Source organism: Ruegeria sp. YTSA064 (genome assembly GCF_059610325.1).
Window position 1 is genome coordinate 101,943 of record NZ_JBXWNK010000011.1, and the last position, 22,931, is coordinate 124,873.

The following is a 22,931-nucleotide window of genomic DNA, read 5'->3' on the forward strand; positions in this document are numbered from 1 at the left end:
CTAGGGGAAATGTCTGCCGTTTAAAGGGAAATGTGCCTTTGGTGCACATCTTTATGGCGTCCTTTGCTCAGGTCAATGTCAGATTTGTGGTGCCCATTCCGAAGTTTATCGGGTGTTTGAGTGGTTATGCGCATACTTTACGAGGTGAATGCGCATTAATAACGTCTATTTTGTGGCGGAAACTAGACCAGTTTCAACTAGCATACCCCTCTTCTTAGCTTCGGGGTAGTACCCTTTCGCATAGAGAAAAATAGCGCGCTGTTGATCGCCGTCCGACAATAGCCACGCGCCGCGTAGGTATTTACCTGCAAATTCCAGATTTGTGTCTGCGTCCAGCAATCCCTGGGCATTACCAGCATAGCCCATAGATCGCGCGGTCGCAGGCAGGATTTGCAGCAGCCCATAGTAGGGGCGGTTCACCGCCCAGGGGCGATGTGTGCTTTCGCGGATGGCAAGTTTGTGCACCAACTCTCGTGGAAGCTCATAGTGATCGGCCCATTTGTTGATCGAGGCACGCAGTTCCGGCGTCTCATTGGGATAGAGGGGCGGGTCGGAGGTGTCGGTGCCACCTGAAGCGTTTGGGCCACCACAGGCGGCAAGTGGCGCAATGAGCAACAAGGTCAAAACGCTGCGGCGAAGGAGAGGGGTCATATAAATGCTCCTGATATCGAAGGGCGATGATATGAAACCTTCGCCGGTCCGCAAGTCTAGGCGATCAATCGGGCTAAATCTTGCTGGTGGCGATAAGAAAACAAAAAAGGCCGCACATAAGTGCGGCCCTTTGGATTCGTAGAAACAGCCGGATCAGGCTTTGGCTTCGTCTTCTTCAGCCGGAGCTTCTTCGGCGACCAACTCATCGTCATCCGACGCGGCCGAGCCGATGTCGTCAAAGAGTTCAGCGATTTCGAATTCAGCGGCGGCTTCTTCTTCAGCAGCCAGTTCCTGAATCGATTTACCCGATGCCTGCAGTTCGGCTTCTTCTTCCGAACGGGCAACGTTCATCTTGATCTCGACTTCAACCTCGGGGTGCAGTTTGACTGCCAGCGAGTGAAGACCAAGTTCTTTGATCGGGGCGATCAGAACAATCTGTTTCTTGTCGACGGTGAAGCCTGCGTCGGTCGCAGCGTCTGCGGCGTCACGCGGGGTGACCGAACCGTAAAGAGCGCCGGCATCTGACGCCGAGCGAATCACGATGAACTGCTGACCGTCCAGCTTTTCAGCCAGCGCTTCAGCTTCTTTCTTGGTTTCCAGGTTGCGTGCTTCAAGCTGCGCTTTCTGGGCCTCGAACGATGCGATGTTCGATTCGGATGCGCTCAGTGCTTTGCCCTGAGGCAGCAGGAAGTTGCGGGCGTAGCCGGGCTTTACGTCAACGACGTCGCCCATCTGACCCAGTTTCGCAACGCGTTCCAGAAGGATAACTTGCATGTCAGTCTCTCCTTACTTCACAGCGTAGGGCAGCAGGGCGAGGAAGCGGGCGCGCTTGATAGCACGGGCCAGTTCACGCTGCTTTTTCGCCGAAACGGCGGTGATGCGCGAAGGTACGATCTTGCCGCGCTCTGAGATGTAGCGCTGCAGCAGACGGGTGTCTTTGTAGTCGATTTTTGGCGCGTTCTCACCCGAGAACGGGCAGACCTTGCGGCGGCGGAAAAATGGTTTTGCGGCCATGGGTTATGTCCTTTCGTCAGGCGTTGATCAGCGGCGCTCGCGGCGGCCTTCGCGCTCATCGCGCTTTTGCATCTGGACCGAGGGGCCCTCGTTGTGCTCGTCGACCTTGATGGTCAGAACGCGCATAACGTCGTCATGCAAGCGCATCAGGCGTTCCATTTCCTGAACCGCGCCCGAAGGGGCATCGGTTTTCAGAAAGGCATAGTGGCCTTTGCGGTTCTTGTTGATCTTATAAGCCATCGTCTTAACGCCCCAGTACTCGCTGTCGACGACGTTGCCGCCGTTGTCAGCCAAAACGGTGCCGAAATGTTCGACAAGGCTTTCTGCCTGCGCGTTGGACAGATCCTGACGCGCGATCATTACATGCTCATACAGTGGCATGTGCACTCCTGTTTATATCAAGGCGCATTTCAAAGGCGGGGCCATTGGTCCTTCGCGACCCTGCCACGAGAGGCTGCGCGATTCATAACCTTTGCGAAGGATGGCCCCGTATACACGTTTGCGCGGTCGGGGCAAGCCCTGCCATGGATGCCTTGGTGAAGTCGCCCAATTTCCTTTGGTGTGCCCAATTCCTGACGCTTTTCGCCCCGAGGTTGTTCATGAAGACCGGAGTACCCGGCAGTTTGGAAAAATTAGACAGGGCAAAACAATGGCCGTCATGAACACAAACACTTTTGAACAATCTGCGTCTCGCGCAGCATTTGAGAAATCAGTTCCCGTTCTGATTACCTTCGCGCCGAACTGGCGCGCACGGATCGTTCTTATGCGTGTCGTAGGGGCTTTTCTGATCCTCTCGGCATTTTCAATGTGGCTTATGCCTGGCTCTGTCATGGGGGCCGAAGTTTGGCCGATCAAACTGGCCGCATCGATGATGTTCCTGATTGTTGGCGTCAGCCTGCTGACCATCGAGGTCATGGATTCACGCCCAGATGCCTATTTTGATCCGATCCGCCGCGAAGTTCGCATTTTGCAGAAGAATGAAAACGGTCGGCCGCAAACGGTTCTGCGCCGCAGCTACGACTCGCTGGGCGGTGCACGATTTGCGGATGATCAGGTTGAATTGTTTGATGTGGATGGCAGCCTGCTGATGAAGCTGCCGCTGCAATCGGCCGATGTCAGCTCAGCGCTGAAAGGTCAACTCAGCCAAAACGTAACAATTTTCGCCTGAATTTTATTCTGTTCAAAAAGGAACAGACTCTGTGAATCAAAAAAACTTGTGTGCTGCCCTTGGGCAGCACATTTTTGTTGGTGAGCAACCCACCCGGTTTGCGACAACACCATTGCGGAGATTGTTATGAAATCCACCCTTCTTGCCGCTGCTCTGGCCGTTTCGGCCACGACTGCTTTCGCCAGCGCAGAAAAATACACGCTGGACTCCAGCCACAGCCAGGTTCTTTTCAGCTATAATCACCTGGGCTTTTCAACCACTTACGGCATGTTCTCAGGCTTTGAGGGCGAGATCATGTTCGATCAGGAAGATCCCGCCGCTTCCAGCGTGACCGTTTCGATGCCGGTCGTCGAGATGATCACCGGCTGGAAACCTCGCGAAGATCACTTCATGACCGAAGATTTCTTTGGCGTGACCGAGGGCGACCTGATCACGTTTACCTCTACCGGTATTGAAGTTACCGGCGAAAACACTGCCAACATCACGGGCGATCTGACCATGAACGGTGTTACCAAATCGGTCGTACTGGACGCCAAGTTAAACCAAGTGGGCGAACACCCAATGGCGGGCAAACCCTGGGCCGGTTTTGACGCCACCACAACACTGGTGCGCAGCGAGTTCGATCTTGGCCAGTTTGCACCCTTCGTCGGCGACGAAGTCGAGGTTCGCATTTCGGTAGAGGCCCAGAAGGCCGACTAATCCGACGTTGACGAACTCTGTTACCGCCGGAGGCAACCCTCCGGCGGTTTTTTTCATTCCTGGTCGCGCTCTGCCGTCAATTCAACTGTAACAACGACAGTGAAGCCTAACGAATCTTCAGTGGGTTGCGATGTGCCGACGTTGAAATCCATGCGGTTGATCTCCAGACTGCCGGACATGGTCGCTTCGTCGTCCGCAATCTCCAGGGTGAACGGCAGAACAACATCAACCGATTTATCCCGGATCGTCAGAGGCCCACGTGCTTCGTAACCTGTTTCTGTTTTGAAAAGATCAGCTTTGAATTGAGCCGTGGGAAATGTCTTGCTGTCGAAGAAATCCGCACCCATCGCCTGATCGGTGACCGTACCAAGGCTGAGTGATCCGATCGCAATGGTCACATCGACCGATCCCGCCAGTCCCGGTTCGGTCGGGTCCTCAAACGCAATCGCCGCAGTCCAGTCGGCGAATTCACCGGTCACCGGACTCCCCAACTGGGAAATCGTGATCGACAGGGTGCCTTCCTCAACCTCCCACTCTGATTGGACATCTTCAAGCTCTGCAGTGTCCACCGAGGCTTTGCCGAGGTCGTCAAACTCGCCAGTGGCCCAGCCGCCCACGAGCACTGCAGCCCATATTGCCAAAGCGGCAAACGCGGGTACGGTCGAATGGTGTTGTGCTGGTGGCTGTGGCGCCTCGGACCGACCCGGCAGCATGCGGCGCAGAGTGCTGTCTCTGTCCACGACATGGTGTTTCAACGCGCCCGCGATATGTAGCAAGAGCGATCCGGCCAGGACCAAGATGAATAACCAATGAAAGGCGGCGGTTAGCTCGGCGAGAAATGCCGATTTTGGAACAAACGGCAGGTTCTGACCGAACGGCCAGAGAATTGGGGCAAAGCCTTCGGCGGCGGCGTGGTGGATCCAGCCACTGAGTGGAACCAATATCAGCGAACCGTAAAGTAACCAGTGCACGGTTTCAGCGGCAAAGGCCTCGGGCTTGTTATCGGCGTTGAGCAGACCGGGTTTTGTTTGGTTTAGAGCCCATAGGATTCGTGCCAGAGCCACGAAGAACACGGTGACCCCGACGGTCTTATGCAACGAAAATAGCCGGGCCGCGCGGGCGATATCATCCTCGGTCGTTTGGATGTTTTGATCATATATCGCGTGGGCCAGTTCATTCGCGAACCAACCCAGTGGCAGAGCCGTCAGGATCAGCAGTGCAGTCAACCAATGAAATGCTTTGGTTACACCACCATAGCTGGACTGGGTATTTGTCAGGGACATTGTTTAGCTCTCCGCATTTCTGGGTTGCGGCTAAGTTAAAGGGATGCTGTGCGGACACAAGGCGGAGAAATGCACAGTCAAGGTGTCCTGATGCAGAACGCATGCAACGCTTGTGCAGCGTCGTCAGTCAGTTTACACCCCGCCGCAATCTAACGTCATCCATGAGGTTGCAATGACACGCGCATTCGTTTTCCCGGGGCAGGGTGCCCAGACCATCGGAATGGGCAAAGCACTGGCGGAGGCCTATCCCGCCGCGCGCGCCATTTTCGATGAGGTCGATGAGGCCTTGGGCGAAAAGCTTAGCGATCTGATCTGGGAAGGCGATATTGCTGAATTGACGCTGACGCAAAATGCTCAGCCTGCGCTGATGGCGACATCGATGGCGGCGATGCGTGCACTGGAGGCTGAAGGAGCGTCAATCTCGATGGCATCCTATGTGGCCGGACACTCGCTGGGTGAATACTCGGCTTTGGCCGCTGCCCGTGCTCTGTCAGTTGCTGACACCGCACGGCTGTTGCGGACGCGCGGACGGGCGATGCAAAGCGCTGTACCGGTAGGTGAAGGCGCAATGGCCGCAGTCCTGGGTCTGGACCTAGAAGCAGTGCGTCTGGTGGCCGAAGAGGCCGCGCAGGGAGAAGTTTGTCAGGCTGCCAATGACAACGATCCGACACAGGTCGTCGTCTCGGGCGCAAAGGCCGCTGTTGAACGCGCTGCCGAGATTGCCAAGGAAAAAGGTGCCAAACGCGCGATTATGTTGCCTGTAAGTGCTCCATTTCACTGTGCGCTGATGCAACCTGCTGCAGATGTAATGGCAGACGCTCTGGCTGCCGTGGAAATCAAGGCACCTGCCGTGCCGTTGGTCGCGAATGTTCGGGCCGATGCTGTGACCGATCCGGATGTGATCCGACAGCTGCTGGTGGAACAGGTCACAGGTTCGGTTCGGTGGCGCGAGAGCGTGCAGTACATGGTCGCACAAGGTGTGACCGAGGTGTGGGAGATCGGCGCGGGTAAAGCTTTGTCTGGCATGATCCGCAAGATTGATCGTGCGCTGTCCTGCACGGCGGTTGGATCGCCTGAAGACGTACAAAAAGCCGTTAACCCCGGCGCATAAACAAAAGACAGTCGCCGGTTTCGGCGGCCAGAGAGGGAACATAGATGTTTGATTTGACAGGTAAGAATGCGCTAGTCACTGGTGCTTCGGGTGGAATTGGAGGCGATATCGCTCGCGCTCTGTACGACGCTGGTGCCACTGTTGGCCTTTCCGGAACGCGAGTAGAGCCTCTGCAAGCCTTGGCTGACAGTCTGGGCGACCGTGCGCATGTCCTGCCTTGCAACCTGAGCGATCCCGAGGCCGTCGAGGCACTGCCGAAACAGGCAGTCGAGGCGATGGGCTCGGTCGATATTCTGGTCAACAACGCAGGCATCACGCGCGACAACTTGTTCATGCGCATGTCAGATGAAGAGTGGCAGAGCGTGATCGACGTGAACATGACCGCCACTATGAAGCTGTGCAAAGGCGTGATCCGGGGCATGATGAAGGCGCGCTGGGGCCGGATCGTGAACGTTTCGTCGGTAGTGGCTGCGATCGGGAACCCGGGTCAGGCGAACTATGCCGCCTCCAAGGCCGGTATGATCGGCTTTTCCAAGGCGCTGGCGCATGAAGTTGCGACCCGTGGCATCACCGTGAACGCGGTTGCGCCGGGCTTCATCACCACCGCAATGACCGAGAAGCTGACCGATGAGCAAAAGAAGGGTCTGCTGCTCAAGGTTCCGGCAGGTCGTATGGGTGATCCACAGGAAATCGCAGCCGCTGTGCTGTATCTTGCAAGCCCCGAAGCAGGTTATGTTACCGGAAGCACCTTGCATGTGAATGGCGGTATGGCCATGTTGTAGTCGCAATTCGGGGCGGATGCGAAAGCGTTTGCCTTGTGCGTAGTCTGTGTTATAGGCGGCGCATATGCGCAGGAACCGGTCCAAGGGCCGGTTCTCTGATTTCCCGGGGACCCGGGACCCAAACCGCCCGGAAAGGGCAAAACCAGTCCATCCCGAACGGGCAAGGGCAGAACCGGGCGGACAGCCCTGAAATGAAATGAGGAATAGACATGAGCGACGTCGCAGATCGCGTAAAGAAGATCGTTGTTGAGCACCTGGGTGTTGAAGAGGACAAGGTTGCTGAAAACGCCTCGTTCATCGACGATCTGGGCGCAGACAGCCTGGACACCGTTGAGCTGGTAATGGCGTTCGAAGAAGAGTTCGGCATCGAGATTCCGGACGACGCTGCCGAGACCATCCAGACCTTTGGCGACGCGGTCAAATTCATCAGCGAAGCTTCCTAAGCTTATCGTTCTAAGACAAAAGCGGCGCTTCCGGGCAACGGAAGCGCCGTTTTTTTGTGCCTGACGTAATTCGCACTTGCCTTGATCTGTTGAGAATTCGCAATCTGGCGCTTGAGGCAAAAAATAAGCGGGTAAGGGCATGATAAGATCCATCCCGATGATCAATACGGCGCGTCTGACCTTGTGTGCGATGCGCCCCGAGGATTTCAACCGTTTCGCCGAGATCTGGCGTGATCCGAAAGTTGTGCGACATATCGGTGGCACCCCGAAGACGCGTGGCGAGGCCTGGGATTCCTTCTTGCGCAACGCTGGCCACTGGCAGATGACCGGTTTCGGTCAATGGGGTGTGATGCTGCAATCGAATCGCACTTTGATCGGGCAGGCCGGGTTCTTTTTCGGCAACCGCGAGCTCGGAGAAGATTTTGATGGCTTCCCTGAAGCAGGGTGGGTTCTGGACCCAGAATTGCAAGGGCAGGGGTACGGGCGCGAAGCCGCCCAAGCCGCGCATGATTGGTTCGACCGCGTCATACCCGGCCCGCTTGTCGCGCTGATTGATGCCGACCATGCAGCGTCTCAGCGACTGGCTGAGAAGTTGGGCTACAAGTTGCTGCGTGAGGCAGAGTACCTCGACACGGCGGTTCATTTGTTTCGCCGTGATGGACCCCCGGCGCGGGTCTGAAACGCTTATACTTGAGCAATGCCGCAAACGGCATTTACTTTGCCGATCCCGGGAAAAGATGGGAGGGGCGGCGGAGATATGGTATCGTGGTATTGCCATTTGAGTGAGCGGAGGAAAAGGCTCATGAGAATTTATCCCACGATGGAACTACAGAACGGTCGCTGTGTGACGCTGGACAAGGGGCGTCTGGATGACGCGATGATCTGGCATGTGAATCCGGTAGAGACCGCGCGAAGCTGGTCGGCTGCAGGCGCAGCATGGATGCAACTGACGGACTTCGATGCCATCGAAGGACGTGACACCAATGCAGAGCTGGTTGAAGAGATCATTCGTTCGTCCGAGATGTCCGTGCAGTTGGCCGGTGGCATGCGGACGCGCGAGCAGGTTGAATATTGGATCAACAAAGGCGCTGGGCGAATCGTAATCGGGACGTTGGCGGCCTGGGACCCTCAATTGGTTAAAGAACTGGCTAAGCTGTATCCTGATCAGATCGTATTGGCAGTTGATGTCTGGCAAGGCCAGGTGATGACCGAAGGTTGGCGAAGCCAGAGCGCCTTTACACCGGAAGCGTTCATTGAAGCATTTGCAGATACACCATTTGCGGCCATTTTGGTCACTGACATCGATAGCGACATGGAAGATGTCGAGGCGCAGCTGGGGCTGATCTCGGGTCTCGCCGAGAAATCACGCACACCGATCATTGCAAGCGGCGTCGTCCGTACTGCAGATGATATTTCGCGCCTTGCCTATATATCGAATATTTCAGGCGCAATCGTTGGTCGCGCACTGTTCCGCAAAACAGTTGATTTGTCCGAAGCGTTGGAAGTTGCAAAATCGGCGCACGAGCCGGTCGCTGAATTCCAGTAGACATAGCGCAACAAAAAACCCGGCCGTTATATGCTTGATGTCGGTCGGGTTTTCACTTTTTCACGCATTTTAGATTACATGGCAGAGTTTTGAACGATTTCCGGTTTGGGGATACCGAGCCAGATTCTGCCGTTGCTCTTGCCCCCGCACCCCGGGCCGGGGTATGAGCGGTTCTCATAACAGGAAGCAGGCAAGAGGCACTTCATGCGCAGAGTCGTCGTAACCGGTCTTGGATTGGTCACTCCTTTGGCCAGTGGGGTTGAGGAAACATGGTCGCGGCTGCTGGACGGCGAGTCCGGTGCAGGCCCGATCACACATTTCGACGCTGAGGCAAGCGGGGTCACCACGACCTATGCCTGCGAAGTGCCGCGCGGAGATGGCACCGACGGAACGTTCAATCCCGATGATTGGATGCCACCGAAAGAGCAGCGCAAGATTGAGGATTTCATTCTCTATTCGATCGCGGCTGCCGAGATGGCCTGCAAGGATGCCAATTGGCTGCCCGAGGACGAAGAAGACCGCCTGCGCACGGGCGTTCTGATCGGATCGGGTATTGGCGGGCTTGGGTCGATTGCCAACACAGCAAATCTGATCCGCGACAAAGGTCCGCGTCGAGTGTCACCGTTCTTTATTCCGGGCGCTCTGATCAATCTGGCCTCGGGTCAGGTATCGATCCGGCATGGATTTAAGGGGCCGAACCACTCGGTCGTTACCGCGTGCTCGACCGGTGCCCATGCGATCGGCGACGCCAGCCGCATCATCCGCGCCGGAGATGCAGATGTGATGATCGCGGGCGGCGGCGAGGGCTGCATCTGCGAAATCGGTATCGCAGGCTTCAACGCCTGCAAAGCCTTGTCGACCAAATATGCCGGTGACCCGAAGAAGGCGAGCCGCCCCTATGATATTGACCGCGACGGTTTCGTCATGGGTGAGGGCGCGGGTATCGTGGTTCTTGAGGATTACGAACACGCTAAAGCTCGTGGTGCGAAAATTTACGCGGAGGTGCTGGGTTACGGTATGTCCGGCGACGCCTATCACATCACTGCTCCGTCTGAGGATGGCGACGGGGCCGAACGCTCGATGAAAGCAGCGCTGCGCAGCGCGGGGCTTGAGCCGAAGGATCTGGACTACATCAACGCACATGGCACCTCGACCATGGCGGATACGATTGAGCTGGGTGCTGTAGAACGCCTGCTGGGGGATCACGCCAGCAACGCGACCATGACCTCGACCAAATCGGCCACCGGTCATCTGCTGGGCGCTGCTGGCGCGATTGAGGCAATCTTCTCGATCCTTGCGATCCGCGATCAGGTCGCTCCGCCGACTATCAATCTGGACAACCCGGCGGTTGAAACTCCGATCGATCTGGCGCCGAATGCCAAGCGCGAGCGTGAGATCAATGTGGCCTTGTCAAACTCGTTCGGATTTGGCGGCACCAACGCAAGTGTGATCTTCGGAAAGGTCAGCTAAATGTGGCGAGCGCTCGCTTCGAACGCGTTGACTATTCTGATCGTTGGCCTGTTCCTGATGGGTGGCGTCATCCTGTGGGGGCAGTCGCAATACAAGTCCGAAGGTCCCCTAGAAACTGCGATCTGTCTGCAGGTGAAGCCGGGGTCCAACATGACACGGGTCAGCCGTGATCTGGAGGATCAAGGTGCGATCAGCAGCGGGATGATTTTCCGCTTAGCTGCTGATTACACAGACAAATCTCAGCAATTGAAAGCGGGCAGCTTTCTGGTGCGCGAGGGGTCGTCGATGGAGCAAATCGTCGACGACATTACCCATAGCGGCGCCAGCACCTGCGGGACCGAGATTGAATACCGCATCGGTGTGACCCGTATGCAGACTCGCGTACGCGAACTGAACCCGGCGACGCTGGATTTCGACGAAGTCGCATCCTTCGTAGTCGGTGAAGAGGAAGCGCCTGAAGCCTATGCAGAAAAACGCGGCGAGGCGGATACGCGCTATCGCATTTCTCTGGCCGAAGGCGTTACCAGTTGGCAAATTGTCGAGTCGCTGAAAGCAATGGATTTACTGACCGGCGAGGTGGCCGAATTGCCCGCAGAAGGGATGTTGGCCCCTGATAGCTACGAGGTTAGACCCGGTGAAGATCGGAATGCAATTCTTGCTGAAATGCAGGAAAAACAGCAGCTTAGAATAAATGCGGCGTGGGAGGGGCGTCAGGACGGTTTGCCTTTGAACAGCCCTGAAGAGATGCTGGTTCTGGCTTCGATCATCGAAAAAGAAACGGGTCAACCGGAAGAGCGCGGCCAAGTGGCCAGCGTTTTCGTCAATCGTCTGAACCAAGGTATGAGGCTGCAGACTGACCCGACCGTAATCTATGGCGTGACCAAGGGGCAGGGCACCTTGGGTCGCGGATTGCGGCAAAGCGAACTGCGCCGCGCGACGCCTTGGAACACCTATGTCATCGAGGGGTTACCGCCCACCCCGATCGCCAATCCGGGTCTTGCGAGCCTTGAGGCTGCGGTGGCACCTGACAACACGGATTTCATCTTCTTCGTTGCAGACGGGACCGGTGGTCATGCCTTTGCAGAGACCCTGCAAGAGCACAATCGCAACGTCGCAAAGTGGCGCGAGATCGAGGCAGAGCGAAATTCAGGGAACTGATCTGATCGTCCGACTTGTACAGGTTTGAAACGGCATGTTGTCCGACTTGTACAGCTTGAATTCATAGCCCCAATAAAGAAACGGCCCGGTCATTCGACCGGGCCGTTTCTTGTTTAGGCCGCCTTGGCGCGACGTGGACGGCGGCGTTTCTGACCGCCCGGCTTCGGTGCGCCGGAGTGCTGAGGTTTCGGGCCACGACGACGATTGTTCGGACGGCGTGGGGATTTCTTGGGTGCGATTGCTTCGGGCATCTCACCGCTGGCGACCGGGATTTCGATCTTCATCAGCTTCTGAATCTGACGCAGCAGGTCGACCTCTTCCGCCGAGCAGAAGGCAATGGCCTCGCCCTCGCGTCCTGCACGGGCGGTACGACCGATGCGGTGGACATAGTTGTCGGGCACTTCGGGCAGGTCGTAGTTGATCACGTAAGCCACGCCCGGAATGTCGATGCCGCGCGCAGCGACGTCTGTCGCGACGAGAACGTTAATCTCGCCCGCGCGGAAGGCCTTGATCGCGCGATCACGCTGGCCCTGACTTTTGTTGCCGTGGATTGAGGCTGCGTTAAAACCATCGGCAACGAGGCCTTTCATCAGTTTTTCGGCCCCGTGCTTGGTGCGAGAGAAGACCAACGTTAGGGCGTCCATATCTGCCGACAGGATCTCGCGAAGTTTGGCGGGTTTTGCAGGCTTTTCAACAAAGTGGATCGACTGCGTGATCTTGTCTGCCGCTTTGCCGGGAGGCGAAACCTGCACCCGTTGCGGGTTTGTCAGATAGGCCTGGCTGAGCTCTTCCATCTGCTTCGGCATCGTTGCCGAGAACAACATGGTCTGGCGCGGCGTGCCCAGTTCCGGCGCGATGCGGCGCAGAGCGTGAATGAAGCCCATGTCGAGCATCTGATCCGCCTCGTCCAGCACCAGATGACGGACCGAACCCAGATCGACCGCGCCGCGATCCATCAGGTCAATCAGGCGACCGGGAGTGGCGACAAGAATATCGGTGCCGCGAGACAGGAACATGATTTGCTTGTTGATCGATTGGCCTCCGACCACGGTGGCAACGCGCAATTTGGTCTTTTTGGTCAGGTTGCGCAGGCTGTCGGCGATCTGATTAACCAGCTCGCGTGTGGGCGCAAGGATCAACGCCTTGGCGGTTTTTGGCGCAGGTTTACCGGGCTGAGCCAGCAGGTGGTCAATCAGCGGCAGACCGAAGGCCAGTGTTTTACCTGTACCGGTCTGCGCAAGGCCGAGGATATCGTGACCGTTCAGCGCCAGCGGGATCGCCTGGTTCTGGATTGGGGTCGGTTGAGTGAAGTTGGCGCGTTTGAGCGCATCATTCAGAGCGGGCGCGAGGCCCAGCATGTCGAAGTCAAACAAATAACTATCCTTTACAGCCCGAGGCAATGGCCATCGGGCAAGTCGTGATGGGCCGCATCCGCGACCGGCAGGGGTTGTGCGAAACCTCAGGACGCGCAGGCGTTTCCTGCAGCATCTGGTTGTCGCGTCAAGAACCCTGCGTGATGGGGAACTATGGGTGAATCGGGCGCTGTTGGGGGGCGGTGTCGCCCACATGCTCACGCGGTAGCGCTGTTTGAGGGGCTCATGCGGGTTGGAAGAACGATTGTCAAGCAAACATTACGGAGATGAGACAGTAAAACACTGGTTTAACTGCGATCGATTAACCCGTGGCGCACCAGGCCAGAAAAAAGGATGTCGTCCCGTTCGTCCTCATACGGACACCATTTACTAAGGCGCGCGACACTTCCAGGTGAAAGCTGCTCGCACGTGACCAAAGCTTTTGATGCGTCGTCCACCCGGTCAAGCGCTGCAAGGCAGATCGCACGACGAAACACCATATTGGCGTCGGTCGGGCGTGTGCTGACAGCGCGATCGGCCCAGTCAAGTGCATCAAACGCTTCACCTGCCACTAGGTTGATGCGTGCGATGGACCAGAAATAAAATGCGCGGTCAGGTTCACGCGGTGAAAGAGCTAGCGCCTTTCGAATCTCTTCGGCGGCTTCCAATCCCTGTGAAGGATCGGCCAATTCCTTTCGGTTGTGATATGCGACTCTTGCGCGGGTGAAATAGGGATTCAGCCGAATTGCATGCTCAAGCTCATTAAGGCTGAGTTCTTTTTCTCCGCGCCAGACATAGGCTGTGGACATAACGTAATGGGCAAATGGTGATTTTTTAGAAAGAGACAGAGCCTTTCGCGCAGCATCGAACCCATTTTCGAGTGCGGTGTCACGGTTCTTTGACAAGCCAAAGCCATACTCTTTTAGGTAGGCCCAACCTAGAGCCGCCCAGGCCTCGCCATAGTCCGGCTCAATATCGATGGCGGCACAAAAGTCCCTTTGCGCTTCTTTGAGGTCCTGCAGCGCCGCGTTGCGCAGATTTGCCATGCCACGCAGATAGAGTTCCCAAGCGCCCAAGTGGCGTGGTCTCTGCTGGCGCAGGCGGTCAATCTCACCCTCGACCAGTTCCACATCGAGCGCGGTGACAACGCGCAAAGTGATATCGTCTTGGATTCCGAAAAGATCCTTGAAATCACGGTCATACTTTTCGGACCAAAGTGAATGTCCAGTGTCACCCTCGATCAGCTCAACTGTAACCCGAATGCGCTTGCCAGCGCGCCGAACCGTTCCTTTGACCAAATATCGGGCGCCTAGAACGCGCGCCGCATCCTGCGGCGAAAGAGCGGAATCGATAATAAGGCTCGACGCGCTGGCGATAACAGGGAGGCGGCCCATATGTTGCAGAGCAGAGATGATGTCTTCGGCGAGACCTTCGGCAAAGAATGACTGGTCGGGATCAGGAGCGTGATCCAGAAACGCAAGGACAGCAACCGTTGGCGGGGAAAAAGATTGATTGGGCTCGGTATGCTGCAATTCACGATCCGCTGCCCAACGCCATACCGTCAGTGAGCGCGAGATATTCTTAACGGTGTGTTGCCCATCCTGATCCAGATGAGCAACAAGACCTTTCTGTAGGGCATGCGCGAATTCGGAAGAAGCCGCGATGCCACTTGGGTGTGCTAGTCCTTCGAGGCGGGCAGCGATATTGACACCATCGCCGAGGATGTCTTCACCTTCGATAATGACGTTGCCGATATGGGCGCCTATGCGCAGGAATAGTCGCCGATCTACTGGCACCGCGCGTGCTTGTTTAACGCAGGCATTTTGAATCTCGAGCGCCGAAGTCATAGCTGCATCTGCTGTACCAAATTCAGCCAGGAACCCGTCGCCCATTGTCTTGACCAATCTCCCTCCCGATGCCTCTAATGCAGGGAGGATGATCCGATTTCGTAGACTCCGCACCGCTCGCACGGTTCCCAGTTCATCCGCCTCAATTAGTTGCGAATACCCAACGACATCCATGACCAAAATGGCAGCGAAACGCTTTTGATCTAATGCGACTGTCATCGTTTCGATGCCCCATAGATGATACGCGATGCGTATAGGTTACGAATTGATGCCGATATTACCAAGTGTCATAGAGTGATCGGCCTGAGATGAAGCTGGAATGGCGGATCGGTCGTTGGCTAGAGGTTAAGAAAAAGTAATAATTATAGTACGTTGGGTGTTGCGGCTGTTGCATGAAGCCTTGACTTTACGCGCGGTTTCTCGTATAGGTTGTGTCATGCTAGAAGAAGTGGGCAACGGCCCCGGGGTGACCCGGTGGCCGTTTTTCGTTTCTCTCGTGCGGAAAAACTCACGCATGAGGTCAAGACGCAAACATGACTTTGATTACCCCGGAAGAGCGGATTTCTCAGACGGCTGATTTGTTGCAGTCGCTTGAGCGGTCCATTCGCGATCTGCGCCAAGCAGCGGAAGAATTGCGAAAACAGATCGGTGCCGGGGAGGATGCAGACTTTGCCGGAACAGGCAAGCAACTGGGTCAGCTAGAGGGGCTGATCCGCAGTTGCCAGAAAGTGGAGACAAGCTTTGTCGAACAACATCACAGACAAGCCGGAATTGCCCAAGGGGGCTATGCGCTCGACCTTGATCGGGCGCGATCTGAGATCGGGTGCAGGCTGGCTCGTCTCCGCGCCTGCTGCGGTGCAGGACAGATTTCTGAGTGAGATCGGGGAGGGGGGGCTGTGTGCCCTCCCTTTCCTGTTCGAGTTCTGGGCGTTACCGCATCAGTTGCCGCCTGCGGGTGACTGGCGGTCATGGGTGATCATGGGCGGGCGCGGCGCGGGCAAGACGCGGGCCGGGGCCGAGTGGGTGCGGTCGATGGTCGAGGGGTCTTTGCCGCTGGATCGGGGGGAGGCGTGTCGTGTTGCTTTGGTCGGTGAGACATTCGATCAGGTGCGCGATGTGATGATCTTTGGCGATAGCGGGATATTGCAATGCTCGCCTCCGGATCGGCGGCCTGACTGGAAGGCGTCGGAACGCAAGCTGGTCTGGCCAAACGGGGCCGAGGCGCAGGCGTATTCGGCGCATGATCCTGAGCGGCTGAGGGGCCCTCAGTTCGATGCGGCCTGGGTGGACGAGCTGGCCAAATGGAAAAAGGCGGGGGAGACTTGGGATATGCTGCAATTTGCTTTGCGGTTAGGCGAGCGGCCGCGGGTCTGTGTGACTACAACGCCACGCAATGTGAAGGTTTTAAAGGCTTTGCTAGAATCGCCGTCCACCGTGCAGACCCATGCGCCGACCGAGGCGAACCGGGCCAATCTGGCGGACTCGTTTCTGGCCGAGGTGCGCGCGCGCTATGCGGGAACGCGGCTGGGGCGGCAGGAGTTGGACGGTGTGTTGTTGTCGGATGCCGAGGGGGCGTTGTGGACGGGTTCGATGCTGGAGGCAGAGCGCTGTGCGCGGGTGCCCGCGTTGGATCGCATCGTGGTGGCGCTGGACCCGGCGGTGACGGCGGGGGCGGATGCGGATGCTTGCGGGATCGTGGTCGTGGGCGCTCAGCTACAGGGGCCGCCCGAGGAGTGGCGTGCCTATGTGCTGGCCGACCGGACAGTGCAGGGCGTCGGCCCGGCGGGCTGGGCGCAGGCGGCGATTGACGCGATGGATGAATTTGGGGCCGAACGGCTGGTGGCCGAGGTCAATCAGGGTGGGCAACTGGTGGAAGAGGTCGTGCGGCAGGTGGACCCTCTAGTGCCATTTCGTGCGGTGCGGGCGTCTCGCGGCAAGGTCGCACGGGCCGAGCCTGTGGCGGCGCTGTACGAGCAGGGGCGGGTGCGCCATGTGGCCGGGCTGGACGCGCTGGAGGAGCAGATGTGCCAGATGACCGCGCGGGGGTTCGAGGGGCAGGGCTCGCCTGACCGGGTCGACGCGCTGGTCTGGGCGTTGCACGAGCTGGTTGTGGGGCCCGCGGGGGTGTATCGACGGCCTAGGGTGAGGGCATTGTAATCGCATCAGTATTCTTGCTTCCGGCAATCCGCGCCCAATGACTTAAAGTTGAAAGTGAATCAGGAGTTACATCTTTAGAAATACAGATTATTGAATATAATGGCGCCGCCCGTTCTGCGATCGACGTCGAAAGGAGAATTTGGTGCCGTTCGATATATTGGCGCACACTGTGAATGAAACCGGTCAGGGAGACCTGATCGTACAGGACACCACGGTACCTGCCATTATTGATGGGTCGACCATTTCTTTCGACGGTGGTCAAACATTCCAACCATACACCTATCTTGGCCAGGGGAACTATCGTGGCACAGGTGAATCTGGCGAGTTTATTCAGGTTGGGGGGCAGGTTTATGCTTACGATACGGCAAACCCGACAGGCCCGATGCGAACAGGTAACTGGAAAATAACGGAGAACGACCTTGATCCCAGTAATCCGCCTTGTTTCGTAAGTGGCACCCTAATCCAAACACCTAAGGGCGATGTGCCGGTTGAGTCTTTGGTACCGGGGAACAGTGTTGTAACCGCTTCCGGCAACAATATGCCAATTCTTTGGAAAGGAAGTCGAGTAGTCACGCGATATATGTTCCATCGAAATCCATCGCTTAGGCCAGTAATCATAGAGAATGGTGCTTTGGAAAACGAGAGGGCTTTGCAGGTATCTCAGCAACATCGGTTGTTGTTAAAAGGTCATCAGGCAGAACTGTTTTTTGGTGAACAAGAAGTCTTGGTTCCGGCCAAGGCGTTGATCGGATTGCCCGGAATCACTGTGGATTCTTCCGGCAACGAAGTCACTTACCACCACATTTTGCTGCAAGAACATCAAATGGTTCTTGCAAATGGGATTGTCGCAGAGAGCTTATTTATTGGCGATCAGCTTGGTCACAAGGACTTAGCGGAAATTAAGGCTCTTTTTCCGGAACTGATCGCGGATCTCAAGAAGGTTAAAGCGGCGAAGCCGATGTTATCCAACAACGAAGCAAAGGTTCTAGTTTGGTAAGGCCAGAGTGTCTCATCAGCAAAAGTTCTTGAATCTTTGTGTTGATAAACTTGCGCAATGTGTTTGGTTTCTTCTCGATCGATTGCGATTTGCTCGCGAAGCGCCCAGTAGAGATCAACTTTGGGCATTTTTGGTGCTCTCTAGCCCCCTCTCCCAAGGCTTTAACGCTTTCCGCGATAAATCCTTTCAAAAAATCGGGTAGAGAGGTGATCAGTTGACCCATGATCTGGCTGGACGCGCTAGAAGCTAAGATATGTTAGATTAGCGCGCGCGGGTTTAAGTGGCAGGACTCACCCTACTGCCTCGGCGCGCTGATCTGGGCGCTGCGTGAGCCGGTGGTGTGGTCTGCAGGGGCGTATCGGCGGCCGAGGGTGCGGAGTTTGTGAGCGCTTTGAGGGTTGATAGATTACTGGCGCAATCAGGTTCTCGACATTGGGTACTCTTGACTCCAATTATCCTCGTATTCGCCGAGCAGCCGGGACAGGGTCAGCAGCGAAGAAAACAGCCTTGCGTGGACATCCGGCGACATCATTGTTTTGTAGTCATCAAGCAGCTGCACAAGAACGACTACATTGGAGGCAAACACCTCGTAGACGTGTTTGTCGGCAGCGGTAGGTTCATTGGTCCAGTTATTGTGCGTATCGTAGTATCTAGACGGCACAGGTTCGTTTTCATTCATCGGGTGGCCTCTTCAATTTGAAGCACACGTGGGGGCATGTGAAACGCAGACAATTGTTGTGGCAAGAAATCACAAGAACTTGGCGGCGATTGCAAAGGATTTAGGTTAGATGTCCAACGAGCCGCTAAATATTACAATTGGCTAGGCCGGATTTAGGGGCAGGGCTCGCCCGATCGGGTCGATGCACTGTCTGGGCGCTGCATGAGTTGGTTGTAGGGCCTGCGGGGGCGTATCGGCGGCCTCAAGTGCGGAGTTGGTGAGGCGCGTACTTGGCCTATCCAAGTGAAACGGTCAATCGCCTTGAGCTCAAACCTGCTGGTTCGCCACCATGTTGCGAGCGGCCTGTTCTGGTTTAAGACCGCGCATCATAGGGGGAAACGTGCTATTTCATATTAATGCGACGAGATTGCCGCTATCGCTGCCTCGCGACTCTGAACTGCACCGGTTTGCAGATATTCCATTGCTTTGAGTGCAGCCTCATGAGCTTGGATAGACGAACCACCTACGCAATCCTCGACAACGCGGCAGAAATAGTCTGATTGGTGGGCATCAACGAAAGTGTAGTGCACACAGACATCTGTTAGCCCGCCGCAAAGTATCAGAGTATCTACTTTCAAGCCTCGTAGGAGAATTTCAAAGTCGGTTCCAAAGAACGCAGAATAACGTCGTTTGGGAACCAGGTAGTCGCCCGAGCGATATCCCATTTCTTCTTTGGCAACTTCAGTCTTTGGATCACCCTCGAGACAATGTATGTCTTCATCGCCATCCAGTTCCCTGCCGAAGTCGATCTGATCGGGGCGATGGACTTCCTGAATGAAGATTACGGGCACATTGTTCTCATGCGCTGCGTCAACCAAATCGCGCGCTGCAATCATGCGTTCCTTGTAGCCTGGCATATTATCAATCGAGCGCAATTCGCTATCATCAATGAATGTGCTCTTTTGAATGTCGATCACGATCAGTGCGGGTCGACCCTCAATCAAGTTCTTTGCGTGTTTGTGTTTGGTTGTCATCTTCGACTTCAGTTTTGTCAGGTCGTCCTGACGAAACGCCGTTTTATTGGCCGGGTCGTCCCGGTGGGCAGATCAATTTTGATTAAATGTGCTATCGCGCATCGTCAAGGACGTTCGCTCCCAAAGAGGCAATTCAAGGCATGGCTATATTTAGAACGTTGTAAAGGGAGGGGAATGGCGTTGCCCACCCCCCGTACGCCCCATTCCCAAGCCCTAAACTTCTTTCCGCCATAACTCCTTTCAACAAGCCGAGCAGAGCGGTGGCAGAAAGGAGCACAGATGGTATTCGATTTCTTGCGTCGTGGATCGGCTGAGGCAGCGCCCGAGGCGAAGGCGAGCGCGGCGGGGCCTGTGGTGGCGTGGCAGACGGGCGGGCGCGTGGCGTGGAGCCCTCGGGACGCGGTATCGCTGACGCGGACGGGGTTTTCGGGGAACCCGGTGGGATTCCGCTCGGTCAAGCTGATTGCTGAGGCGGCGGCGGCGTTGCCTTTGGTGCTGCAGGATCAGGCGCAGCGCTATGACGTGCATCCGATCCTGTCCCTCCTGCGCCGTCCAAATGCGGCGCAGGGGCGGGCGGAGTTGATGGAAGCCTTGTTCGGGCAGTTGCTGCTGTCGGGTAATGCTTATGTTGAGGCTGTTCAGGCCGATGAGGGGCTGCCGGTTGAGCTGCATGTGTTGCGTTCGGACCGGATGAGCGTGGTGCCGGGGGCGGATGGGTGGCCCAAGGCGTATGACTACGCGGTGGGCGGTAAAAAGCACCGGTTTGAGGCGGAAAATATCTGTCATATCAAATCGTTCCATCCTCAGGATGATCATTATGGATTTTCACCGATGCAGGCGGCGGCGATGGCGATTGATGTGCATAACAGCGCGTCGCGGTGGTCGAAATCGCTGCTGGACAATGCGGCGCGGCCTTCGGGGGCGTTGGTGTGGAAGGGTGATGGTCATGGGGTGATGGCTGAAGATCAGTTCCGGCGACTGTCGGATGAGATCGAGCAGAACTATCGCGGGGCGCGGAATGCGGGCCGTCCGATGGTTCTGGAAGGGGGCTTGGATTGGAAGCCGATGGGGTTCTCTCCGTCCGATATGGAGTTTCAAAAGACCAAGGAAGCCGCCGCCCGCGAGATCGCGCTGGCCTTCGGTGTCCCGCCAATGTTGCTTGGGATCCAAGGCGACGCGACCTATTCGAACTATCAGGAGGCCAACCGGGCGTTTTATCGCCTGACCGTATTGCCTCTGGTGACGCGGGTGGCGGCGGCGGTGTCGGAATGGCTGGCGGGCTTCTCGGGTGAGGATTTGGTGCTGAAGCCGGATCTGGATCAGGTGCCCGCGCTGTCGGCGGAACGCGATGCGCAATGGGCGCGGGTCAACGGGGCGGATTTCCTGACGGATGCCGAGAAACGCGCGTTGCTGGGGCTGCCGGAGCGTGGCGATGGGTGACGGGTATCCTCCGTTCGACTGTGCGCCGGGCCTACGTCTGGCCGCGCATGAGAGGGTGGCCGAGATCCAGCATGCGCATCTGTGCCGCAGGTTGGATCAGATCGAAGAGATGATGGAGCGGCTGGAGAAACGGTTGTGGCTGACAGTGTACGGCGTGGCGGCGGTGATTTTGGCGCAGGCGTTTCAGTCATTCCTTGTGGTAACGCCATAATGTCAGTGGGTTACATGGAGAAGTTCATGGATTTGGAACATAAATTCGCACAGTTCGGAGACAGCTTGTCGGTAACCGACGATGCGGTGATCGAAGGGTATGCCAGCCTGTTTGGGCAGGTCGATCAGGGCAGCGATGTGGTGCAGCGCGGGGCGTATCGCGGCTCGCTGGAGGGGCTGGCGAAGGCAGGTCAGCGGGTCAAGATGCTGTGGCAGCACGATCCGGCGCAGCCTATCGGCGTCTGGGATGAGGTGCGCGAGGACGACAAGGGCCTGTGGGTCAAAGGGCGTCTGCTGGAGGCCACGCAAAAGGGCCGTGAGGCGGCCGAGTTGATCCGGGCGGGCGCTATGGATGGCCTGTCTGTTGGTTATCGCACCAAACGGGCCGTGAAGAATGACAAGGGCCAGCGGGTCCTGACCGAACTGGAGCTATGGGAGGTGTCGCTGGTGACTTTCCCGATGCTGCCCAGTGCGCGGGTGGCGGCGAAAGGCGTGGAGCCTGACGTTGAAAACACCTGGCGCAGTATTGCTGAGGTGTTCAACGACGCCCGGCAGGAGCTGGCGCGGATCTAGCGCCTCTAACCCCCCAATAAGGAAGTGCTGATGAGCAAGACCGAGACCCCGGCCTTGACCGGAGAGGGTGCGCCCCTGGTTCAGGAGGTGAAGCAGGCGATGGCTGGCTTCGTGAATGAATTCAAGGGCCTCAAGGCCGAAGTTAAAACCCAACTGCAACAGACAGAAGAGCGACTGACCATGCTGGATCGTAAATCAACCATCGCGGCGCGTCCGCACCTTGCGGCATCGATCGAAGAAGGCGCCCCGCATCAGAAGGCATTCGACGCCTATGTGCGTTCGGGCGAGGATGACGGGCTGCGCGGGCTCGAGATGGAGTCGAAATCGCTGTCGAGCGCGGTGAACAGCGATGGCGGCTATCTGGTTGATCCGCAGACGGCTGAGATGATCAAGTCGGTGCTGAATTCGACCGCCTCGATCCGTTCGATTGCGTCGGTGGTGAATGTCGAGGCGAACTCGTTCGACGTTCTGATCGACCACACCGACGTCGGCGCGGGTTGGGCGGATGAGAACTCGGCCACGGCTGAGACCTCGACCCCATCCATTGATCGGATTTCGATCCCGCTGCACGAGCTGAGCGCGCTGCCCAAGGCCTCGCAACGTCTGTTGGATGACAGTGCGTTTGATGTCGAAGGTTGGCTGGCCGGTCGTATCGCCGACAAGTTTGCCCGGGCCGAGGCAGCGGCGTTTATCAATGGCGACGGTGTGGACAAGCCCAAGGGTATCCTGACCCACCGCACGATGGAGAACGGCAGCTGGGGCTGGGACAGCTTGGGTTATGTCGCGTCGGGCATTGATGGCGGCGTTGATGCGGATGCGATTGTGGACGTGGTCTACGCGCTGGGTGCGCAGTACCGGGTGAATGGCACCTTCGTGATGAACTCGAAAACCGCGGGTCTAATCCGCAAGCTGAAGGACAGCGATGGCCGCTTCCTGTGGTCGGATGGCCTGGCCGCTGGTGAGCCTGCGCGTCTGATGGGCTATCCGGTGCTGATCGCCGAGGACATGCCGGATGCAGCGACCGACAGCTACTCGATCGCTTTTGGCGACTTCCAATCGGGCTACACCATTGCCGAGCGTCCTGATCTGCGCGTGCTCCGCGATCCGTTCAGCGCCAAGCCGCATGTTCTGTTCTACGCGACCAAGCGTGTCGGCGGCGATGTGAGCGACTTTGCTGCGATCAAACTGGTGAAATTCGGCACCGCCTAAAGCGGGCTGAATCCGGGGGGCTGCAAGGCCCCTCGGGCGGCGGGCGCGGGCCGGGGTGCGATCCCCCGCGTTGTCTAGCTGCTCCCCTCCGTCCGAGCAACGTGGGGCGGCGCGTGCCCGTCATTTTCC

At 57.1% G+C, this 22,931-nt stretch carries 25 protein-coding genes; 16 read left to right on the top strand and 9 right to left on the bottom strand.

The annotated features are described in order from the left end of the window. Nucleotides 1–165: 165 nt before the first annotated feature. From AC2FI7_RS16970 to rpsF, 4 genes are all read right to left on the bottom strand, one after another. Nucleotides 166–651 carry a lytic transglycosylase domain-containing protein gene (locus AC2FI7_RS16970; RefSeq protein WP_010442080.1) on the bottom strand — a complete coding sequence of 162 codons (486 nt, stop codon included), beginning with the start codon at nucleotides 649–651 and terminating at the stop codon, nucleotides 166–168. Nucleotides 652–804: 153 nt separating this feature from the next. Beyond that, nucleotides 805–1,425, bottom strand: a complete 621-nt coding sequence (gene rplI, locus AC2FI7_RS16975; RefSeq protein ID WP_010442081.1) for a 50S ribosomal protein L9 — start codon at nucleotides 1,423–1,425, stop codon at nucleotides 805–807. Between the two features lie 12 nt (nucleotides 1,426–1,437). Next, nucleotides 1,438–1,665, bottom strand: coding sequence for a 30S ribosomal protein S18 (gene rpsR / locus AC2FI7_RS16980; protein WP_005608650.1), 228 nt, complete (start codon nucleotides 1,663–1,665; stop codon nucleotides 1,438–1,440). A 27-nt stretch (nucleotides 1,666–1,692) separates the two neighbouring features. Next, complete coding sequence (rpsF, locus tag AC2FI7_RS16985) at nucleotides 1,693–2,046, bottom strand: 30S ribosomal protein S6 (RefSeq protein WP_029622013.1); 354 nt, start codon at nucleotides 2,044–2,046, stop codon at nucleotides 1,693–1,695. Between the two features lie 277 nt (nucleotides 2,047–2,323). Here rpsF and AC2FI7_RS16990 point away from each other — a divergent pair, with 277 nt between their 5' ends. Further along, a complete protein-coding gene (locus AC2FI7_RS16990) occupies nucleotides 2,324–2,833 on the top strand; it encodes a hypothetical protein (RefSeq protein WP_238528803.1) in 510 nt (169 codons plus the stop codon). Nucleotides 2,834–2,959: 126 nt separating this feature from the next. Continuing rightward, nucleotides 2,960–3,532: a YceI family protein gene (locus AC2FI7_RS16995; RefSeq protein WP_319544825.1), complete on the top strand. Its 573-nt coding sequence runs from the start codon at nucleotides 2,960–2,962 to the stop codon at nucleotides 3,530–3,532. A 53-nt stretch (nucleotides 3,533–3,585) separates the two neighbouring features. On the opposite strand, the gene AC2FI7_RS17000 is transcribed toward AC2FI7_RS16995, so the two are convergent. Further along, on the bottom strand, nucleotides 3,586–4,815 hold the full coding sequence (locus AC2FI7_RS17000) for a cytochrome b/b6 domain-containing protein (protein WP_496816288.1): 1,230 nt from the start codon (nucleotides 4,813–4,815) through the stop codon (nucleotides 3,586–3,588). 172 nt (nucleotides 4,816–4,987) lie between these two features. Here AC2FI7_RS17000 and fabD point away from each other — a divergent pair, with 172 nt between their 5' ends. The 7 genes from fabD to mltG all read left to right on the top strand — a co-directional run bounded on the left by fabD (nucleotide 4,988) and on the right by mltG (nucleotide 11,325). Further along, nucleotides 4,988–5,926 carry an ACP S-malonyltransferase gene (gene fabD, locus AC2FI7_RS17005; RefSeq protein ID WP_010442086.1) on the top strand — a complete coding sequence of 313 codons (939 nt, stop codon included), beginning with the start codon at nucleotides 4,988–4,990 and terminating at the stop codon, nucleotides 5,924–5,926. Between the two features lie 44 nt (nucleotides 5,927–5,970). After that, nucleotides 5,971–6,708, top strand: coding sequence for a 3-oxoacyl-[acyl-carrier-protein] reductase (gene fabG / locus AC2FI7_RS17010; protein ID WP_010442087.1), 738 nt, complete (start codon nucleotides 5,971–5,973; stop codon nucleotides 6,706–6,708). Nucleotides 6,709–6,917: 209 nt separating this feature from the next. Further along, nucleotides 6,918–7,151, top strand: a complete 234-nt coding sequence (locus AC2FI7_RS17015) for an acyl carrier protein (protein WP_008756330.1) — start codon at nucleotides 6,918–6,920, stop codon at nucleotides 7,149–7,151. A gap of 139 nt (nucleotides 7,152–7,290) precedes the next feature. Beyond that, a complete protein-coding gene (locus tag AC2FI7_RS17020; RefSeq protein WP_010442088.1) occupies nucleotides 7,291–7,830 on the top strand; it encodes a GNAT family N-acetyltransferase in 540 nt (179 codons plus the stop codon). A gap of 123 nt (nucleotides 7,831–7,953) precedes the next feature. Then, nucleotides 7,954–8,697 (top strand): 1-(5-phosphoribosyl)-5-[(5-phosphoribosylamino)methylideneamino]imidazole-4-carboxamide isomerase, encoded by a 744-nt coding sequence (locus tag AC2FI7_RS17025; protein WP_010442089.1) that lies wholly within the window; start codon nucleotides 7,954–7,956, stop codon nucleotides 8,695–8,697. 204 nt (nucleotides 8,698–8,901) lie between these two features. Beyond that, nucleotides 8,902–10,167, top strand: a complete 1,266-nt coding sequence (gene fabF / locus AC2FI7_RS17030; protein WP_010442090.1) for a beta-ketoacyl-ACP synthase II — start codon at nucleotides 8,902–8,904, stop codon at nucleotides 10,165–10,167. Continuing rightward, the gene (gene mltG / locus AC2FI7_RS17035) at nucleotides 10,168–11,325 is read left to right on the top strand and encodes an endolytic transglycosylase MltG (RefSeq protein ID WP_010442091.1); all 1,158 of its coding nucleotides are present in this window, start codon (nucleotides 10,168–10,170) and stop codon (nucleotides 11,323–11,325) included. 113 nt (nucleotides 11,326–11,438) lie between these two features. On the opposite strand, the gene AC2FI7_RS17040 is transcribed toward mltG, so the two are convergent. Beyond that, nucleotides 11,439–12,698, bottom strand: coding sequence for a DEAD/DEAH box helicase (locus tag AC2FI7_RS17040; RefSeq protein WP_170540578.1), 1,260 nt, complete (start codon nucleotides 12,696–12,698; stop codon nucleotides 11,439–11,441). A 287-nt stretch (nucleotides 12,699–12,985) separates the two neighbouring features. Further along, nucleotides 12,986–14,743, bottom strand: coding sequence for an adenylate/guanylate cyclase domain-containing protein (locus AC2FI7_RS17045; protein WP_496816293.1), 1,758 nt, complete (start codon nucleotides 14,741–14,743; stop codon nucleotides 12,986–12,988). Nucleotides 14,744–15,057: 314 nt separating this feature from the next. Here AC2FI7_RS17045 and AC2FI7_RS17050 point away from each other — a divergent pair, with 314 nt between their 5' ends. The 3 genes from AC2FI7_RS17050 to AC2FI7_RS17060 all read left to right on the top strand — a co-directional run bounded on the left by AC2FI7_RS17050 (nucleotide 15,058) and on the right by AC2FI7_RS17060 (nucleotide 17,678). Continuing rightward, a complete protein-coding gene (locus tag AC2FI7_RS17050; protein WP_010442094.1) occupies nucleotides 15,058–15,402 on the top strand; it encodes a hypothetical protein in 345 nt (114 codons plus the stop codon). Further along, entirely contained in the window at nucleotides 15,311–16,681 is a 1,371-nt protein-coding gene (locus tag AC2FI7_RS17055) for a DNA-packaging protein (protein WP_496833518.1), read from the top strand. The genes AC2FI7_RS17050 and AC2FI7_RS17055 overlap by 92 nt, the downstream gene beginning before the upstream one ends. Before the next feature lie 142 nt (nucleotides 16,682–16,823). Beyond that, complete coding sequence (locus tag AC2FI7_RS17060) at nucleotides 16,824–17,678, top strand: Hint domain-containing protein (RefSeq protein ID WP_496816294.1); 855 nt, start codon at nucleotides 16,824–16,826, stop codon at nucleotides 17,676–17,678. Between the two features lie 418 nt (nucleotides 17,679–18,096). Here AC2FI7_RS17060 and AC2FI7_RS17065 read toward each other — a convergent pair whose 3' ends face one another. Together AC2FI7_RS17065 and AC2FI7_RS17070 are read right to left on the bottom strand one after the other, a co-directional pair. Then, the gene (locus AC2FI7_RS17065; protein WP_010442097.1) at nucleotides 18,097–18,357 is read right to left on the bottom strand and encodes a hypothetical protein; all 261 of its coding nucleotides are present in this window, start codon (nucleotides 18,355–18,357) and stop codon (nucleotides 18,097–18,099) included. Between the two features lie 392 nt (nucleotides 18,358–18,749). Continuing rightward, nucleotides 18,750–19,370, bottom strand: coding sequence for a cysteine hydrolase family protein (locus tag AC2FI7_RS17070; RefSeq protein ID WP_010442098.1), 621 nt, complete (start codon nucleotides 19,368–19,370; stop codon nucleotides 18,750–18,752). Between the two features lie 279 nt (nucleotides 19,371–19,649). Here AC2FI7_RS17070 and AC2FI7_RS17075 point away from each other — a divergent pair, with 279 nt between their 5' ends. From AC2FI7_RS17075 to AC2FI7_RS17090, 4 genes are read left to right on the top strand one after another with little or no spacing between them, the layout of a single operon-like run. Next, nucleotides 19,650–20,810 carry a phage portal protein gene (locus tag AC2FI7_RS17075; protein WP_496816296.1) on the top strand — a complete coding sequence of 387 codons (1,161 nt, stop codon included), beginning with the start codon at nucleotides 19,650–19,652 and terminating at the stop codon, nucleotides 20,808–20,810. Next, nucleotides 20,803–21,021, top strand: a complete 219-nt coding sequence (locus tag AC2FI7_RS17080) for a GTA head formation protein, RCAP_rcc01685 family (RefSeq protein ID WP_010442100.1) — start codon at nucleotides 20,803–20,805, stop codon at nucleotides 21,019–21,021. Before AC2FI7_RS17075 ends, AC2FI7_RS17080 begins: the two co-directional genes overlap by 8 nt. Nucleotides 21,022–21,047: 26 nt before the next feature. After that, nucleotides 21,048–21,593 (top strand): HK97 family phage prohead protease, encoded by a 546-nt coding sequence (locus tag AC2FI7_RS17085; RefSeq protein WP_496833520.1) that lies wholly within the window; start codon nucleotides 21,048–21,050, stop codon nucleotides 21,591–21,593. Between the two features lie 30 nt (nucleotides 21,594–21,623). Further along, nucleotides 21,624–22,802, top strand: a complete 1,179-nt coding sequence (locus tag AC2FI7_RS17090) for a phage major capsid protein (RefSeq protein ID WP_496816300.1) — start codon at nucleotides 21,624–21,626, stop codon at nucleotides 22,800–22,802. Nucleotides 22,803–22,931 lie beyond the last annotated feature (129 nt).